The sequence below is a fragment of the Sphingomonas sp. 1F27F7B genome (assembly GCF_005503355.1).
GTDB lineage: Bacteria > Pseudomonadota > Alphaproteobacteria > Sphingomonadales > Sphingomonadaceae > Sphingomonas.
In genome coordinates, this window is the sequence record NZ_SCMK01000027.1 from 1 (window position 1) to 16,250 (window position 16,250).

Annotated in this window: 14 protein-coding genes and 2 pseudogenes; 9 read left to right on the forward strand and 7 right to left on the reverse strand. The window is 61.5% G+C overall.

Annotated elements, in window-relative coordinates; all coding sequences use genetic code 11:
* Positions 1 to 814, forward strand: a pseudogene (locus tag FFS08_RS19750) (conjugal transfer protein TraG N-terminal domain-containing protein); the annotation flags it as partial.
* A gap of 8 nt (positions 815 to 822) precedes the next feature.
* Here FFS08_RS19750 and FFS08_RS19755 read toward each other — a convergent pair.
* Positions 823 to 1,026 carry a hypothetical protein gene (locus tag FFS08_RS19755; protein WP_070936279.1) on the reverse strand — a complete coding sequence of 68 codons (204 nt, stop codon included), beginning with the start codon at positions 1,024 to 1,026 and terminating at the stop codon, positions 823 to 825.
* A 171-nt stretch (positions 1,027 to 1,197) separates the two neighbouring features.
* On the opposite strand from FFS08_RS19755, the gene FFS08_RS19760 reads away from it, so the two are divergent.
* Positions 1,198 to 1,416, forward strand: a complete 219-nt coding sequence (locus FFS08_RS19760; RefSeq protein ID WP_066701117.1) for a hypothetical protein — start codon at positions 1,198 to 1,200, stop codon at positions 1,414 to 1,416.
* Here the strand turns inward: FFS08_RS19760 and FFS08_RS19765 are convergent.
* Both FFS08_RS19765 and FFS08_RS24260 read right to left on the reverse strand, forming a co-directional pair.
* Positions 1,402 to 1,935 carry a hypothetical protein gene (locus FFS08_RS19765; protein WP_066701116.1) on the reverse strand — a complete coding sequence of 178 codons (534 nt, stop codon included), beginning with the start codon at positions 1,933 to 1,935 and terminating at the stop codon, positions 1,402 to 1,404. The genes FFS08_RS19760 and FFS08_RS19765 overlap by 15 nt on opposite strands.
* A gap of 183 nt (positions 1,936 to 2,118) precedes the next feature.
* On the reverse strand, positions 2,119 to 2,247 hold the full coding sequence (locus FFS08_RS24260; protein ID WP_283214641.1) for a hypothetical protein: 129 nt from the start codon (positions 2,245 to 2,247) through the stop codon (positions 2,119 to 2,121).
* Between FFS08_RS24260 and FFS08_RS19770 the strand changes: the two are divergent.
* The 5 genes and pseudogenes from FFS08_RS19770 (at position 2,200) to FFS08_RS19790 (ending at position 11,114) form a co-directional block, all read left to right on the forward strand.
* Positions 2,200 to 2,832: pseudogene (locus tag FFS08_RS19770) on the forward strand (ImuA family protein). The gene FFS08_RS24260 and the pseudogene FFS08_RS19770 sit on opposite strands and share 48 nt — an antisense overlap.
* Complete coding sequence (locus tag FFS08_RS19775; protein ID WP_066701114.1) at positions 2,753 to 4,309, forward strand: DUF6504 family protein; 1,557 nt, start codon at positions 2,753 to 2,755, stop codon at positions 4,307 to 4,309. Before FFS08_RS19770 ends, FFS08_RS19775 begins: the two are co-directional and overlap by 80 nt.
* Entirely contained in the window at positions 4,306 to 7,575 is a 3,270-nt protein-coding gene (locus FFS08_RS19780) for an error-prone DNA polymerase (protein ID WP_137864396.1), read from the forward strand. Before FFS08_RS19775 ends, FFS08_RS19780 begins: the two co-directional genes overlap by 4 nt.
* A 342-nt stretch (positions 7,576 to 7,917) precedes the next feature.
* Positions 7,918 to 9,999, forward strand: coding sequence for a hypothetical protein (locus FFS08_RS19785; RefSeq protein ID WP_070936287.1), 2,082 nt, complete (start codon positions 7,918 to 7,920; stop codon positions 9,997 to 9,999).
* Positions 10,000 to 10,016: 17 nt separating this feature from the next.
* The gene (locus FFS08_RS19790) at positions 10,017 to 11,114 is read left to right on the forward strand and encodes a DUF4238 domain-containing protein (RefSeq protein WP_137864398.1); all 1,098 of its coding nucleotides are present in this window, start codon (positions 10,017 to 10,019) and stop codon (positions 11,112 to 11,114) included.
* 78 nt (positions 11,115 to 11,192) lie between these two features.
* On the opposite strand, the gene FFS08_RS19795 is transcribed toward FFS08_RS19790, so the two are convergent.
* The 3 genes from FFS08_RS19795 to FFS08_RS19805 all read right to left on the reverse strand — a co-directional run bounded on the left by FFS08_RS19795 (position 11,193) and on the right by FFS08_RS19805 (position 13,706).
* Positions 11,193 to 11,690 carry a GNAT family N-acetyltransferase gene (locus FFS08_RS19795; RefSeq protein WP_096367890.1) on the reverse strand — a complete coding sequence of 166 codons (498 nt, stop codon included), beginning with the start codon at positions 11,688 to 11,690 and terminating at the stop codon, positions 11,193 to 11,195.
* 79 nt (positions 11,691 to 11,769) lie between these two features.
* Positions 11,770 to 13,173, reverse strand: a complete 1,404-nt coding sequence (locus FFS08_RS19800) for a HEPN domain-containing protein (protein WP_066703444.1) — start codon at positions 13,171 to 13,173, stop codon at positions 11,770 to 11,772.
* Complete coding sequence (locus tag FFS08_RS19805; RefSeq protein ID WP_066703440.1) at positions 13,170 to 13,706, reverse strand: hypothetical protein; 537 nt, start codon at positions 13,704 to 13,706, stop codon at positions 13,170 to 13,172. Before FFS08_RS19805 ends, FFS08_RS19800 begins: the two co-directional genes overlap by 4 nt.
* Positions 13,707 to 13,833: 127 nt before the next feature.
* On the opposite strand from FFS08_RS19805, the gene FFS08_RS19810 reads away from it, so the two are divergent.
* Together FFS08_RS19810 and FFS08_RS19815 are read left to right on the forward strand one after the other, a co-directional pair.
* Entirely contained in the window at positions 13,834 to 14,748 is a 915-nt protein-coding gene (locus FFS08_RS19810) for a hypothetical protein (RefSeq protein WP_070936290.1), read from the forward strand.
* A gap of 52 nt (positions 14,749 to 14,800) precedes the next feature.
* A complete protein-coding gene (locus FFS08_RS19815) occupies positions 14,801 to 15,577 on the forward strand; it encodes a hypothetical protein (protein WP_066703428.1) in 777 nt (258 codons plus the stop codon).
* 4 nt (positions 15,578 to 15,581) lie between these two features.
* On the opposite strand, the gene FFS08_RS19820 is transcribed toward FFS08_RS19815, so the two are convergent.
* Complete coding sequence (locus tag FFS08_RS19820) at positions 15,582 to 16,199, reverse strand: SOS response-associated peptidase (RefSeq protein WP_066703426.1); 618 nt, start codon at positions 16,197 to 16,199, stop codon at positions 15,582 to 15,584.
* Positions 16,200 to 16,250: the final 51 nt, after the last annotated feature.

The window sequence follows — 16,250 nt, forward strand, 5'->3', positions numbered from 1 at the left end:
TCCCAATGTCGGCGGTTCCCTTGGGGTCAGCAAGACCGGGCAACAGGTCGACAATCTTCGCTATGGCACGGATCAAACGCGTTCCTCCGACAGCTCCAGCTCGTCTTCAAGCGGTGTGCGCGACGAGCACTCCAACGGCAGCGGAGCTAGCACATCCGACGGCACTTATGTTCGTTCAGGCTCGTTCAGCCGGTCATCGGTGACGTCATCGTCCTCGGTGAGCACCGAGGACGCCCTTTCGCGGGCACGATCCTATTCCGAGGCCGCGCGGCGTATGGAAGAGCTATCGCAATCCCTCGCGCGCGATGCGAGCTTCGCCGAATCGCACGGGATGCAGCTCAGCGAGAATATGAGCCAGGATCTTGCGCAATGGTACAGGCTGCAACAGGCCCTTCATCCCAACCTTGATGCGCCCGAGCTTTGGGCGACCGACTTAACGCCGCAGAAGCGCGCGGTCCGTGACCAATTGATTCAACAGTGGGCACAGGAAAAACGAGACGCGCTTTGGTCCGAGATCAGCGGCGATATCAAGGACCCGTCGCTGGTCGACGTGTCGCGGATCGATCTCGACGCCGGCGATGTGCGCGGCTCCTATAATCCGCGCGGGGTTAGCGGGATCGGTAGCGGTGGGGGAGGCGGCGACCCTGGCGCCGCTGCCCGCATGATCGCTGATGGACAGGCGAAGCTGGACGGTGATCGGGCGGCAGCGGAAGCCGCCCGTAACAATCGCGGTGGCGCGAATGTTGATCTACAATCCGAGGTCGGCCGCGAACTCAATCGCGGTTTCTTCACCGATCCGAACTTGCGGAAGTAAAGGACCGGTCAGAGCGTCAGGTAAAGATAGGCACCCGTCGCCACGAGCAGGACAAGCGAAATCACGCCACCGATCAGGCGGCCACGCGAAAGCTCGTTAGTATCGTCATCGCTCTCGTCGGAATTGATCTCATGCGGCATCGGATCGGCCGGCCTATAGATTGGGCCGCCGGGTAGATCTTTGGTGAATGCGTATGTGATCGTATCAAACATGGGCGACTTTCTACCGCCGACATCATATCATTGAGTAACTTCGCATTCAAACCGGAATAGGCCGATGCGGACACGTGCCACAATCGCAAATTCTTAGAGCGATAATATATATTATGTTAAATATCAATATCTTATAAGAATATCAGTCCCGATACAACGCGGAGACCTTTCATGGAAGTCCGATTGAGCGCGACACCTAAAGGCAACGGATTTCAGGCAACGGTCGCATTGCCCGATGGGGTATCGATCAGCTCGGCCGAATCCTATCCCACCGAAGCCGAAGCGATCACCGCGGCGGCCGTGAAGTTGTTGGAGATGCCCGATCGCCTGATGCGCGCGACCGCAGTAGAAGCCGATCTTGCGATCAGCGGCAGCTCATCGCCGGCGTAGCGCCGCCAAGGTGTCCGGCATGATCGTGTAGACTGCCTCGCGCTGGGCGCCGCGATTTTGATGATCCACCCGATAGCCCTGATAGTGGCGTCGCAGGAGGCCGCCCCGACATAGATCCGACACTGCGCGGCTGACATTGCAGCGGCCCGATTGGCGAACCCGCTCACGGACCCTTTCTTCAATGACACGGTCAGCCTGTGTCGGATCGGCCGGTAGTTCGTCAGCCTGCTCAAGTGCCGACCGCACGGTTTCGATCGTCGAACGGCGCCAGGGTGTACGCTGCGCGATCGGAGCCAGCGCATCGCACAGCCAGTCGCGGACAGGCACGGCGTCGCCGTTCACCATCACGCTCGGTCCAGCCCTGCCCTTTTCGTCAGCGACTTCCTCCAGGAGCTGGAGGAGCATGTAGGAGAATTTTGGCCGCGGCGAAGCTGCGGCGATCGCCGCCAAAAGCCCCGGCGTGTCCATCCCTCGCGCGGGTTCGACGGATGCTTCGAATAGGTCTGCCTGATGGAACATAGCATGAATCTACTATGCACTTTGGTGGATGTGAATCCCACAAAGGACCGAAGGCGCTTTTTTTCTGGCGGATTCCACAGGCTTCGGAAGCGGTGCATTTGAGCTGCTTGACTCATCGCCGGGAACAGGAACAAATAAGGAACGAATCAACGAGTCCCGAGTCTCCTGAATGCCATGCGTCAATCAACCGTCCTTGAAGATTTGCGAGCGCGTATCGAGGGCGTAGGCGTTCAGCGCGAAGCGATCCCGTTCGGCATCGACGAACTGGATCAGCGATTGCCGGGCGGAGGCATTGCTGCAGGTGCTCTCCATGAAATGATGGGCAGTCCCGATCTCGCGGACTAGGCGAGTGCGACGGTCTTTCTGGCGGGAATCCTGGCGCGAATGGAAGGTCCCGTCTTCTGGTGCCTGCGCTGGCGCGACCTGTTTGCCCCTGCCCTTCATCTCGCCGGTCTTCATCCAGATCGGGTCATCTATGTCGAGGCCGGCAGCGACACCAATGTCCTGCTCGCGATGGAGGAGTGCCTGCATCACCCTGGCATCGCCGGTGTGGTTGGCGAAGTCGGGAAATATTCGACTACTGCATCGAAGCGCCTGCAATTGGCGGCGGAAAGCTCGGGTGTAGCGGCCTTCGTGTTTCGTCGCGCGGCGAAGGCCGAACAGGTCGCCGAAGGGACGGCAGCGATGACACGCTGGCGGATCACCGCTTCACCAAGCGAAGATCTCGGTCTGCCGAGCCTGGGTCGCCCTCGCTGGCATGTGGATTTGGAACGTGTGCGCGGTGGTAATCCGCACGCCTGGATCGTGGAGGCGTGCGATGCGACGGGTCGTATCGCTCTTCCTGCCGCACTGGTCGACCGACCGGCTGCGGCGGAAGATCGCAAAATTGTCGCCTGAGTGCCGTGACGGCCTGGTCCTTGATCTTCCGCTGGTGACCGCGGTGCCCGATCACGGCAGGAAAGTCATTGCTGCCGTCGATGCCGAGGCTAAGGCGCTCGGTGTCCGCGTCGGCATGACCGTGACGAAGGCCCGAGCGTTTGCCCCTGAATTGCAGGTCGTCGATGCCGACCCGGAGGGCGACCTGCAGGGACTTCGCGATCTCGCGCTATGGGCGGGCCGCCGATACTCACCCTTCGTATCACCGGATGCGCCCGACGGAATCTGGCTCGACATCACCGGCTGCGCGGGTCTCTTTGGCACCGAGAAGGCGCTGCTCAAGGATCTCCATCGCCGTGTTGCCGCGTCGGGGCTGGCTCTGCAGATCGCTGTGGCCGACACTGCAGGCTGCGCCCATGCCGTTGCGCGGCATGTACCCGCCGGCCGGCCGGTCACGATCGAGCCGGGCGGACACCGCACTGCCATTTCCATCCTGCCGATATCGGCGTTGCGATTGCCAGGACGCGAGGTCGAAGGTTTGCGCAAGCTCGGATTTGAGCGGATCGAACAGCTCATCGGTGCGCCGCGCGGCCCTCTCGCCAAACGGTTCGGCCGCGAATTGCATCGGCGGCTGGATCAGGCGCTCGGCTTCGTGCCCGAGCCGATCGAGCCGATCTACCCTGAACATCTGCCGCGGGCCCGTCGAGGTTTCATGGAGCCGATCGCGACACCTGAAGCCTTCGCCCAGGTGATCGGCGATCTCGTTGCCGATGTGGTGGGGCAGCTCACCTGTATCGGCAAGGGTGCTCGCCGATTGGATTGCTATTTCCACCGTGTGGACGGCCACAATCAGGCGATCCGCATCGGGACCGCAACCGCATCCCGCGACGCAGGCCATCTCGCGAAATTGCTGTGCGCTAAGATCGAGACGGTCGAGCCAGGGCTTGGCATTGAGGCAATGACCCTCGTGACGCCGCTGGCTGACGCGCTCGCGGCCCAACAGGATGAAGGGTTGGAAAGCCCGCGACGCGGGCCGAACCTCGCCTCTCTGGTCGATGCGCTCGCCAACCGTTTTGGTCCACGGAGCCTGCATCGGGCGGCACCGCACGCGAGCAGTATGCCTGAGCGCTCGATCACCACGATGCCCGCCCTTGCGAAAGATAGCGGCGCCCAGTGGGACGATGACCTCCCTCGCCCCGCCCGCATGTTGGATCGACCCGAGCCAATCGACGTGGTCGCCCTGCTGCCAGACGATGCCCCTCGCCTCTTCGTGTGGCGTCGAAAGCGCTATCGGGTGACCCGAGGCGATGGTCCGGAACGCTTGCACGGCGAATGGTGGCGCGAGAGCGGCAATGAGGCCGACAAGGCGCTGATCGTCCGGGATTATTATCAGGTCGAGACCGAGACAGGCGGTCGGTACTGGCTGTTCCGGCTCGGTGACGGCGTAAATCCGGCTACGGGCACCATGCGCTGGTTCATCCACGGTGCGTTCGCATGAGCGAGGTCGACGCCAACTATGTCGAGCTGCAGGTTATGACGCACTTCAGCTTCCTGAGGGGCGCATCATCCCCCGAGGAGCTGTTCGCCGCGGCCGCATTGCTCGGATTGCCTGCTCTCGGCGTCGTTGATCGAGGATCGGTCGCCGGCATCGTCCGGGCCTGGGATGCCGAACGGACCACCGGCGTTCGTGCCATCATCGGATGCAGGATCGATCTGAGCGACGGCACGGCGCTACTGCTCTATCCGACGGATCGCGCAGCCTATGGCCGAATGTGCCGACTGCTCAGCATCGGCAAAGAACGCGGCGGCAAGGGAGCCTGTCATCTCGACTGGTCGGATGTCGAACAATGGAATGACGGGCTCATCGCGATCCTGAGTCCTGACCGGGCAGACGTCGGCACCGAGGCCGCCCTTGCGCGGACGAAACGGATTTTCGCCGACCGTGCCTATCTGGCTCTGACGATCCGGCGGCGACCGAAAGATGCGATCCGGCTGCGTGATCTCGCGAACCTGGCGGCTGCGGCTCGCGTTCCTACGGTCGCGACCAATGACGTGCTCTACCACGCGGCGGAGCGCCACATGCTGCAGGATGTTGTCACTTGCATCCGGGAGAAATGCACGATCGACGAATTGGGCGCTCGGCGCGAGCGGTTCGCCGATCGGCATCTCAAGACCGGCCAGGAAATGGAGCGGCTGTTCCGTCGCTATCTCAAGGATGCGTCGCCCGTCTCTCGCACGCTCGAGATCGCAGCGCGGTGCAGTTTCAGCCTTGAGGAGCTCCGTTACCAATATCCGGATGAGATCAATGTGCCCGGCCGGACGCCGCAGGAGGAGCTGGAGCGGCTGACCTGGGAGAAAGCCCCCGACCGCTATCCCGAGGGGGTCGATGACAAGGTGCGCTCGCAACTGGTGCACGAACTGAAGCTCATCGCGGACCTTGAGTATGCGCCCTATTTCCTGACCGTCCATTCCATCGTGACCGAAGCGCGGCGGCGCGAGATTATCTGCCAGGGACGTGGGTCGGCCGCGAACAGTGCCGTTTGCTACGTGCTGGGCATCACCTCGATCGATCCGGTGCGCTCGGAATTGCTGTTCGAGCGTTTCGTGTCGGCCGAGCGGCGCGAGCCGCCCGATATCGACGTCGATTTCGAGCATGAGCGCCGGGAGGAAGTGATCCAGTGGATTTATGAGACTTATGGGCGGACGCACTCGGCGCTGACGGCCGTCGTGACCCGCTATCGCGCGCGGGGCGCGGTCCGCGAAGTCGGCAAGGCGCTCGGCCTGAGCGAGGACATGACGGCGGGTCTGGCCGGGTCCGTCTGGGGATGGAGCCAGGATGGCGTCGAGGAAAAACACGCGGAAGAGCTCAATCTGGACCTCGCCGACCGGCGCCTGGTGCTGACCCTGGAATTGGCCCGTCAGCTCATCAATACGCCGCGCCATTTGTCGCAGCATCCTGGCGGATTCGTGCTGACGCGCGATCGGCTTGACGAACTGGTGCCCATCGAGCCGGCTGCGATGGAAGATCGACAGGTGATCGAATGGGACAAAGACGATATCGATCTCCTGGGCTTCATGAAGGTCGATGTCCTGGCGCTGGGCATGTTGTCGTGCATGCGGCGGGCGTTCGAGTTCATGGAGAATGACAAGGGCCTGAAGCTCGATCTCGCGACCATCCCCGCCGAGGATCCGGCGACCTACGCGATGATCCGCAAGGCCGATACCTTGGGTGTCTTCCAGATCGAGAGCCGCGCACAGATGGCGTCCATTCCGTTGATGGCGCCGCGCACCTTCTATGATCTGGTCATTCAGGTGGCGATCGTGCGCCCCGGGCCGATCCAGGGCGATATGGTCCACCCTTATCGTCGCCGGCGCAACGGCGAGGAGGCCGTCACCTATCCGACCGAGGAACTGCGGCGCGTGCTCGAGAAGACCTTGGGGGTGCCGCTGTTTCAGGAGCAGGCGATGCGCGTGGCCATCGAATGCGCTGGCTTCACACCGAGCGAAGCGGATCTGCTTCGGCGCGCGATGGCGACGTTCAAGCTGACAGGCGGCGTCTCACATTTTCGGGACAAGCTGATCGATGGCATGGTCGCGCGCGGATACGATCAGGAATTCGCGGAGCGCACCTTCAAACAGATCGAGGGCTTCGGCTCCTATGGTTTCCCGGAAAGCCACGCCGCGAGCTTTGCGCTGATCGCCTACGCCAGCAGTTGGGTGAAATGCCATCATCCAGATGTGTTTTGCGCCGCGCTGCTAAATGCCCAGCCCATGGGCTTTTATGCCCCGGCCCAAATCGTCCGCGACGCGCGTCAGCATGGCGTCGAGATCCGCCCGATCGACGTCAATCACAGCCGCTGGGATTGCACCCTTGAGCCAACGGGCGGCCGCTATCTCGCCGTTCGGCTGGGCCTTCGCATGGTGAATGAGCTCGCCAACCGCGATGCCGCGGCGATCGTCACGGCGCGCGCCGATCAACACTATGAGAGCGTCGAGGAAATCCAGCGGCGTGCCGGCGTGGGGCGCGGCGCTCTGGATCGGATCGGCGAAGCCGATGGGTTCGGCTCATTGGGGAACAATCGGCGTGAGGGACTGTGGAGCGTTAAGGGGCTCGGCAATGCAGCATTGCCCTTGTTCGCTGCGGCGGACGAACGTGAAGGCAAGCTACGCCAGGAAGCGATCGAGCCGACGGTCATCCTTGCGCCTATGGGCGCCGGCGCGGAAGTGGTCGAGGATTATCGGGCCTCTGGCCTGTCGCTGCGGGCTCATCCGCTGGCGTTCCTGCGCGACGAATTGCGCAATCGCAAGATGATCACCTGCGATGAGCTGCAGTCCATGAAAGACGGCCGCTGGATCAATCTCGCGGGGATCGTGCTGGTCAGACAGAAGCCGGGCTCCGCCAAGGGCGTCATGTTCATCACGCTGGAGGACGAAACGAACGTCGCCAACCTGGTGGTATGGACCAACGTGTTCGAGAAGCATCGGCGCGCCGTCCTGGGTGCGTCGATGATGGGCGTGCGAGGCCAGGTGCAGCGCGAGGGCGAGGTTATCCATGTGGTCGCCCAGCGGCTCGATGATTTGTCGCCGCTCCTTGCCAGCGTTGGCACACGCACGGATGTCGCCGATATCTACCGGGTTAGTCGCGCTGACGTGGCCAAACATCCGCTGCGGTGCGATCCCCGTGATCTGGTATCGTGGGATCGCAGATCGCTGACGCCACCGCCTGATCCCGGCATAAGGGTCCGTTCGCGTGATTTCCGCTGATCCTGTCCAAACTCGCCGGCTCGCAGCTCCGGGGGAAAACGAGAGAAGTTCGGCGCAGTGGGAGCTTGTCATTAGACTAGCCGGTCGGTGCATAGGTATTCGGGCGAGAGACATCATTCCAGCTCATGGCAGGGAGCCTGGACCATTCCTATATCGCCTTCGGGGGCCAGCTTACGGCCAACGCGTCACAGTGTTTCTGTTCACGCCATTGACGTGTGAGCGGGTGAACGAGGCGCGCCAGCAACAGCCGGAGCAGGAAAGCAGCGTTTCATGGTATCTTCGTCCGCCGCGACAGTTGAAGCCCTCATCGCGACACTGCTTGCGACACGGAATCAGACCGACATGATTGCCAAGCTGGGCCAATCGCCGCGGCCTGCGATGTCCAAGGCGATCGGCGCCGAGATCCGGTCCGCAATCGAGACGCTCGGCGGTCATATCGAAGCAAAACGCCGCCGCGAGGCGACCGTGACGCTCCTCGCGCTGTTGTACATCGATGCCGCCTATGTGGTGCCCCGCCTGCGCCGGGCAGGTGTGCTGCGTGCTTCGCGTTACGGCTACGCCGGCAATCTGATCGGCACCCTCGCCAAGACCGCACTCCAGATACGGCCGTTGTTGAACGCTCCAGAACGCGCTCGCTATTTCGAGTCCGTGATTGCGCTCAGCAAATTGGCCTCCAACGCGCGCGCGATCTACGACGAAATCGTCAAAATCCTCGGGAGCCGGCGAGATTGCGTTCTCAAGACCCTGCTCGTGATTCTCAATAACCAGTTCTACCAGGGCTGGGTCGCCGACCCTTCGCAGCCGTCCTGGTCGCCTCGCCGCTACACCACGGAAGAATATGTAGACGGCGCCTCGCTGATCTTCTCGATCTATGCCTCGCTGTTCCCGATCACCGACGAATGCTGCAATCACGTCGATATTGCTGCCATCACGACGGACGCGGTGGTCTATGAACGACTGCTCCTCGCGGCCGTGCGCCTCACAAAATTCAAGGACGCGGAAACCCAGATTGATGGGTTGCCCTATCAAGCGACGCTCGAAGGCGAGACCGTCACAATCTCATCGATCGACCCGGACATAGAGCGCTCCGTCCGCTTGGGCTACATTCAGAGCGACAATCAAGCGATCATCCGGATCCACCGTTTCCGGAACTCAAACCCGCCGATGTCCATGAGTGACTTTCTCGACATGGGCTTTGAACGTGACGCCTTTCCCGGCTTGCTCGAACTCGCGGAAAAGCCGGTCAGACGCTATCGAATGATGCTGCCGACGGCGCCGGAAATCTTCTCGATCTTCGCTGGGGACCAGATGTTTCGCGAGGAGGTGGAGAGCCTCCTCCTCCTCGATGTCAACAACTTTGGGAACGTCAGCGATCTGATCGCCGATGTGAATGAGCATGTCACCACCACCGACATCTTCAAATTTCAGAGGTACTTCACCTTCCTGAGCGGTGTGTACCAAAGGGCCTTGGCGCGGATTGAGGACGAGGCCGAGCGCACATTCCTCACCTTCACGTCGACCGTCTTTGTGATGTCTCACGACAATCTCTTCATGCAGATGATGTTGATTTTTAGGAGCGAAGCAAAGGTGCGCTCCCTGATCGATCTGATGAAAATGACCATCAGCACCGGTCACATCGATCTGCAATATCGACCGTTGATCGACCTCGGCGGCTACTACGTCATTGCCCCTCAGGTGCTGGCCGCCTCGAATCTCGTCCGTAACACCATCGTGGCCAACGGCCTGCGACCGATCGCACTCGGCCCCGAAGACCAGATGGTGAACGCAGTGATCGACGCGCTCAAATCCGCGGGGTTCAAGGTTGAATCCGGCGTGGAACTGCGTGCTGGCGGGCTCGATTTTGAACTCGACATCGTCGCCTGGCGCGATGGCCATCTGTTTTTCTTCGAATGCAAGAACGCCTACCACCCGTGCTCACCACACGAGATGCGCAACAGCTATGATCACATTAAGGTCGGGCGCGACCAGCTGGACAAGCGGCGGCGGGTCTTTTCGGAGACGACCCACAAGAGCCAATTGTTGAAGAAGCATGGCTGGGCGGTCGATCCGTCTGCCGAAGTCCACACCGGAATCGTCACCGCAAATCGTATCTTTCATGGTGCGGCCCTGAACGGCCATCCGGTTCGCCAGGCGCATGAACTCATCAATGTCCTGACCATGGGCAAGCTGAGCGGTGAGGAGCGCAGTCTGTCGATCTGGGCCGGAAGCGAATTCCATGCGCTCGATCTTGTGACCTATCTCGAGGGCGATTCCATCGCCGCCAAACAACTTGCGGCGCTCGACCCCACAGACTGGGAAGTCGCGATGGGATACAGGCGACTTACGCTCGCGACCTATGTCCTTGATCCTCTGAAACTTCAGGGGATCATGGAGGCAAGCTACCCGGCCGTTGAACACGCATGATGCGGACACGCCGATAGATGGCCGACAACAAGAACCAGCACTTTGTCCCTCGGGTCCACCTTCGGCCGTTCACGGTCAACGGAGAGGGGCTGGCGATCAACCTGTTCAATCTCGATCGCATGAAGGCCATTCCCAACGCACCCGTCAGGAATCAATGCTCGGGCGACTATTTCTACGGGCAAAACAAGCTTCTCGAGAACGCGATCAACTTCATCGAGGACCCTTATGGGCCGATCGTCCGCCACTTGTCCGATGGCGGCGCGGTCGGTTCAGCGGTCAAGGTCGTCCTCAAGCGGTTCATCTATCTCCAATACCTCCGGACGGAAGCCGCCTCGCTGAAAGCCAGTGAAATGGCGCTGGCGCTGCAAGATGTTCCTGGATCCGACCTTCCCGTGCCAACGGTGAAGGAGGCATCGAAGGAGGCCGTCCAGGCCGCGATGCTGAACTACAAGGACACGATGCGGATCGTCGACGATCTCACGCTTTGCATCGCGCGAAACCGGTCAGACCTCCCCTTCTTCACCTCCGACGATCCGGCCATCCTGACCAACCGCCTGCATATTCAACGGCCGCGCAAGGGCCGACCGAGTTTCGGGGTAAAGACCGCTGGGGCCATCTTTATCCTGCCGCTCTCACCTTCTCTCTGCGCAATCCTTTACGACGGGGCTGTCTACACCTCTGGCCACCGGGCGCACTGGATCGACATCGATCGGCACCAGGATATCGAGGCGCTCAACGCCCATCAGGTTCTTGGCTGCTGGGCCAACGTGTATTTCCGGGAATGGGGCGATCGCGATACAATTGCGTCGCAGGTAGAGGCCGGTAAACCCGGACGGCCTGCCACTCGGCAAACGGTGACCCAGGCCGTCCTCGAAAAGAGCGACGATTGGGGCGAATATTACGCCGTCAGGAAGCCCACCGATATCAGAAACGGGGAGAAGGTCCTTGTCCATGTAGCGACGAACCACCCAGCCCCTTCGACCTGGCCCTCATTTCTGCGCTTCCGCTCGAACGCGCACGCCTACTCGAATGACACCGGCGCCGGCTTGACCCGCCGATGGTGCCTTGAACAGGGATTCGTGCAGGGAAGCGGCTATCGAAAGATCTCGGTCTAGCGTGTGGGCGCCGATAGCGCGATTTCCGCTGACGCACCCGGCCCGGAACGCAGCGCAAGAAACAGCGAATAGGGCTCTCTACTCGCCGCCAAATGCGGGATGATATGTGACGATGCCGCTGTGGTGCTGCTGATCGAACGAGAGCCGCTGAAAAAACTCTGGCGGGGCTCCTGCTAACCGCAGGTCGGGATCGACGGCAAAGCCGAACCGGCGGTAGTAAGCGGGATCGCCGAGAACCACGCATCCTTTCGAGCCTTGCCGCTTCAGGTCGGTGAGACCTGCCTCGATCAGCGCACTGCCGACGCCCTCTCGTTGGCAATTTGGGTCAACCGACACGGGGCCAAGCCCAAACCACCCGTCGAGAATGCCGTCGATCATGACTGGGGAGAATGCGACATGGCCTACGATATTCCCACCGTTGGCAGCGACAAGCGAGATCGTCAGCGCACCCGCATTGCGCAGCCCATCAACGATTGAGGCCTCGTTGCCGTCACTGTGCTCCGCTGCGAGGAAAGCGGAAGTAGTTACGGCGCGGATAAATTCCTCGTCCGCAGGTTTCTCGGGTCGTATCTGCATCGGTATCATCATAGCAAAGTGTCGAAGGCCCTCAACGGTAGGGCGGCGGCCTATCGATAGGTTCAGCCTGACGAAGGTCTCATGCAATATCGCCCAACAGGTCGCCCATGGCGTTGTTCGAGGTCGGTGTCCAAGCCGTGAGCCGTTCGGCGATTGCACAGAAGCAGCGCGCGAAGGCGACCTGGCCGCGATGAATGTCAATCGCGTGGTCAGGCTCGCCCGTATGAACGATGGCGCTGCGGGCATAGTAGATCGCCAGAACGCTGGCCTGATAGTTCGCCACGCCTGGCACCCCTTTGATGCAAATCCCAATCCGGCGCCGCAGGCGCTCTGCAATCGCGGGGGCATATTGGTCCGTGAGCAGCGTCTCGAACGCCACCGCCAGCGCGACGATCGCCTCCGCCTCGTTCGCCCGGGCACTGAACGACTGCCGGAACCAGTCCAAGGCAGTGAGCAGACGGCGGTAAAGGCGGTTCTCCGGTTTCGAATGCGTGGCGATACTGACGTGACGAAAATAGCCTCGCTCCACCGTGTTCAACGCCTGCGTCACCTTCGCCGCAAGCCGCCGCATGCGGGACGTCGCCAGTGCGGTGGTGGAGAGCGTCGCGGCGACGTCAGAGAGCTTGGCCAGCTCGAGCTGGGAGACGTTCATGGGCACGCGGCGCGTGGACATCGGGCGGCCAGGGATCGCCTCACCGATCATATAATGGGCGATGTCGAGCGTCTCGAAATTGTTGACGAAGGACGAATTGCGGTGCCGGTCGAGCGGCCCGACTGCCTCCTGCGACAGGCTATGCAGCATCAGCAGGTTCGCCGCTGCCACCCTGATCTTGAGTGAATAGACGAACTGGTTCTCGTACATATCGCCAGTGAACGACGTGAGGCGGACCAGCATGAGCGGGTTCTTTCCGAACCACTTTGCCGAGTAAGCGAAGTGCCGGAAATCCGACTTGTCTATGCGCTGCTTCACGCCGAGCCCCCTTGCCATCCGCTCGATGCTGGCGACGGCCGCGTCGAACGAATTGCTCTGGGTACTCACGGCGAAGCCCGCGCTCCTGAAGATCGCCTCGGAGCGGAGCTTGCTGTCCTTCGCGAAGATCCGCGGCATCTCCATCCCGAAACCTGTCAGCGGATAGAGGACGAAGCCCGGCCTGTCGGCGCCTGCGGTCGCGAGCCCGGCGATGACCCGCGCGGGCACATCCCCGCCCCCATTCTTGGCGGTGTGCAGGATATAGTCGTCGAGCAGAGAGCGCCCGATGTAGAACTCGTTCGACCATAGCGTGCGCGCGATCGCCGCGCGGAGCTGCAGGATATGATGCTCGATCGCCTGGCGATCCTTGGCAGACAGCTTGGTTTCGTCCGTGACGAGATCGTCGATGCTGTCGAACTGGGTCAGCAGGTTGTGCTTGGCCTTCAGGAAATCGTCGGACTGTTTGAGCTTCTTGCCGAGCGTGACGGTCAGACCGCCGAGCGTCGAGGTCATTCGCCCCCCTCGCTCTTGCGGGACGCCTGCCATTCTCGCGCCGCCGCCTCGATGTCGAACCCTTCGATCGACAGGCCGACAATCGTGTTGATGAAGGCCTTCGCCTCGGCGATCACGGCTTCAGCCTCCTCGGGATTGCTGAAGGCTCCTTGGTGCACCACGGCATTGCGCACCGTGTTGATCTTCTCGGCCGACGCTTTGAGCGCCTTTCCGATCGGACTCTTGTCCGGCGTCTCGAAATAGATCGGAACGAACAGCCGAGTGACCTTTAGCGGAAGGCCATTGGCCCAACGCAGGAACATGTCGACGATGGTGTCATCGAATTCGGTCTTGCGGGCCCATTCCGTCCGAATGGCATAGTTGGCCGCGATCTCCGCTGCCGTGGCGCAACGGACGATCGCCGCAGATGGCTCTTCTCGAAGGTGCAGGCCGGATAATTTGGTCCATTGTGACTGCAATTTTTCGAGATCGGTGCGTTCGTTATAGGGCTTTGACGATTTCTCGCGATGTGCGTTGCTGTTTGCCTTAGCCATTTGCCCCCCAATTTTGCTGCCCGCCGCCCGATCAGGGCAAGCTCTTCAATATCTTTTCTACGATGAAGGTATAGCTTGCGATGCGGGCGGGCTGATCGGAATTGCCCTGCTTATAACGGGGGATTCCATGACCGCAGTTACGGCGTCGAACGTCTTTTACATCAAGCTGGGCCGGGGCGGTGACTGGGAGACGGAGAGCATCCGCGACGGCGTGCTGCGCTTTGGCTACCGCGAAGTGCCGCACGACCTTTGCGTGGCAGGCGACTGGCCCGGCGTTTGGGACGCGATGAAGGATCGTCGAGGGGACGCCGGCGCTGCAACTCGCGATGTGAAGCAAATCCGGGCATTTTACGAGAGCGACGAGGATACCATCTTCATCACCTTCGTCGGCGGCTTGCTCTATTGGTGTCGGCCGGTCGGCGAGATCGAGATCCTGCCCGACAACAGCCATCGCCGCGCGACCCTGGATGGCTGGCACAGCACGTCGGTCGGCGGCAGTCTGTTGACGGCTGACCGGCTGTCCGGGCGACTGCTCAAGGTCCAGATGTTCCGCGGGACGATCTGCGACGTGCGCGCGGCCGACTATCTGCTGCGCCGGTTGAGCGATGAGCTGTCACCGGAGGTCGCAGCGGCGGAAGAGGCGGAACGCGCCCTCACAGCGGCGATCATTCCCCTGATGCGACTGCTGACCTGGCAGGATTTCGAACTGCTGGTTGATCTGGTCTTCTCGAGCAGCGGATGGCGCCGGCTCAGCCAGGTCGGCCGGACCCAGAAAACGATCGACCTCGAACTCGTGCTTCCGAGCACTGCCGAACGCGCCTTCGTGCAAGTGAAATCTCAAGCCACTCGGGCAGCTCTCGACGACTATGTCGGCCGGCTGGCCGAAGCGGAGGCCTATGATCGCATGTTCTTCGTATGGCACACCGGCAACATCCCAGAGAATGAAGGCCCGGACGGGGTAATCCTACTCGGGCCGCAGCGCCTCGCGCGAATGGTCCTCGACGCAGGGCTGTCGTCCTGGCTCCGGGAGAAGGTCTCGTGAGCACTATCACCCCCGGACCGGCGCGATCACGGCCGGCGCGAAAGGACTGACCGTGGACTACGAACCCTATCCCGACGAGGTGGATGACGAGCCTCGATATCGTCCGGTGGCTGAGATCGGACAGGCCGAACTCTACGAAGCCCTGATGACCCTGGCAGGGTTCGGCGAGAATCCATTTTTGAGGATGCAGGCGAGCCAGCTGTGCCTGGTCGACAACATGCTCAATCACATCGAGCAGGAGATCCTTGAGCATCAGCTCGACGACGAACCGCCGCGCGGCCGGATGGCGCAGCTGTCGGCCCTGACACCCATGTGGATCTATGCGGCCTACGAACTGCTCCGCACCTGGCGCCAACGGTGCGAGGAGGTCATCAAGCTCGCGGAGAATGGCGGGATCAATCTCAAGGCCACCAACCTCGAACGCGATCTCGGCTACCGGCATTACGATAGGGAGCTGCGGGCCCAACAGCTTCGCGATGCTCAGGAGCGACCCGAACTCGTCGATCAGATGCGGATCGATCTACGCCGGACGGAAATGGGCTTCACCAGGCTGGAATTCCTGCGCGTTGCGCTCGCCAAGCATGAGGTGAGCAAAAAGGGAAACAAGAAGCCCATCGCCTTCGCGCCCGGGCTCGCCACCGTCGATCGCCATTGCGGATCGATGCAATATGAGCTCTCCAACGGTGGCTCGATCATCGACTATGTTACGCGGCGCGATATGGCTGAGACGATCCGCTATATCCCCGAGATGGAGAATCCGAGCGACGAGGATCTTGCTGGATTCAGGGTCTATATGAACCCGCCGGATGTCGAGCCCCCGGCGGCCTGAGACCTCAAAGCAGCGACGCTTGCGCCGCGGCCGGTGGATAGACCTGCAGCGGCAGGAGGCTGCCCTTCGGCAGGAGGCCAAGCACCTCCTCTGCTGGTACTGAGGGATCAAGCCAGTCGGCCCACCGGTCGCGCGGTAGCGGGATGATCTGACGGGAATGATAGGGCGCGACATCCTCGCCGGGCTCCATCGTCAGCATGGTGAACGCCTCGCCGATTTCCGGATGCGATCGCCAGATGCCGGCGATGCAGAACCAGGGATGGTCCTTCATCGTGAACAGCCATTTTGTCTTGCGCTTCTGGCCCGGTTCGAGCGGCGCCGTGAACTCATAGAAACCGTCGGCCGGAATGAGGCAGCGGTGCGAAGTGAACTCGCGGCCCTCGGAGCGGAAATTATAGACCGGCCGCCCATTCTGGCCAGGCCAGCTCCATCGCCGATTGACGAGCTCGCCCGATCCCCTGCCCTCGCCGCTGCGCACGATAGGCGCGACGTCGCTGATGTTGATGTCTGCGCGGGCCGCGACATTGGGCGTCCCTTCGGGCATTTTGATCTTGATCTTGAGGTCGTCGAAATCCTCAACGATCGAGGCGATATCGACCTCCAGGCGATAATCATTGCACATCGGTCATCCGTTCCACTGGTCCTTGCGACTCATCGTCGTTCTATATATGTT

What these genes read in the sequence shown, in the direction of transcription:
- FFS08_RS19775 (WP_066701114.1), top strand. Translation starts at nt 2,753, where the DNA reads ATGCGACGGGTCGTATCGCTCTTCCTGCCGCACTGGTCGACCGACCGG.
- FFS08_RS24260 (WP_283214641.1), bottom strand. Translation starts at nt 2,247, where the DNA reads ATGGAGAGCACCTGCAGCAATGCCTCCGCCCGGCAATCGCTGATCCAG.
- FFS08_RS19755 (WP_070936279.1), bottom strand. Translation starts at nt 1,026, where the DNA reads ATGTTTGATACGATCACATACGCATTCACCAAAGATCTACCCGGCGGC.
- FFS08_RS19795 (WP_096367890.1), bottom strand. Translation starts at nt 11,690, where the DNA reads ATGCAGATACGACCCGAGAAACCTGCGGACGAGGAATTTATCCGCGCC.
- FFS08_RS19760 (WP_066701117.1), top strand. Translation starts at nt 1,198, where the DNA reads ATGGAAGTCCGATTGAGCGCGACACCTAAAGGCAACGGATTTCAGGCA.
- FFS08_RS19805 (WP_066703440.1), bottom strand. Translation starts at nt 13,706, where the DNA reads ATGGCTAAGGCAAACAGCAACGCACATCGCGAGAAATCGTCAAAGCCC.
- FFS08_RS19820 (WP_066703426.1), bottom strand. Translation starts at nt 16,199, where the DNA reads ATGTGCAATGATTATCGCCTGGAGGTCGATATCGCCTCGATCGTTGAG.
- FFS08_RS19790 (WP_137864398.1), top strand. Translation starts at nt 10,017, where the DNA reads ATGGCCGACAACAAGAACCAGCACTTTGTCCCTCGGGTCCACCTTCGG.
- FFS08_RS19785 (WP_070936287.1), top strand. Translation starts at nt 7,918, where the DNA reads ATGATTGCCAAGCTGGGCCAATCGCCGCGGCCTGCGATGTCCAAGGCG.
- FFS08_RS19800 (WP_066703444.1), bottom strand. Translation starts at nt 13,173, where the DNA reads ATGACCTCGACGCTCGGCGGTCTGACCGTCACGCTCGGCAAGAAGCTC.
- FFS08_RS19765 (WP_066701116.1), bottom strand. Translation starts at nt 1,935, where the DNA reads ATGTTCCATCAGGCAGACCTATTCGAAGCATCCGTCGAACCCGCGCGA.
- FFS08_RS19810 (WP_070936290.1), top strand. Translation starts at nt 13,834, where the DNA reads ATGACCGCAGTTACGGCGTCGAACGTCTTTTACATCAAGCTGGGCCGG.
- FFS08_RS19780 (WP_137864396.1), top strand. Translation starts at nt 4,306, where the DNA reads ATGAGCGAGGTCGACGCCAACTATGTCGAGCTGCAGGTTATGACGCAC.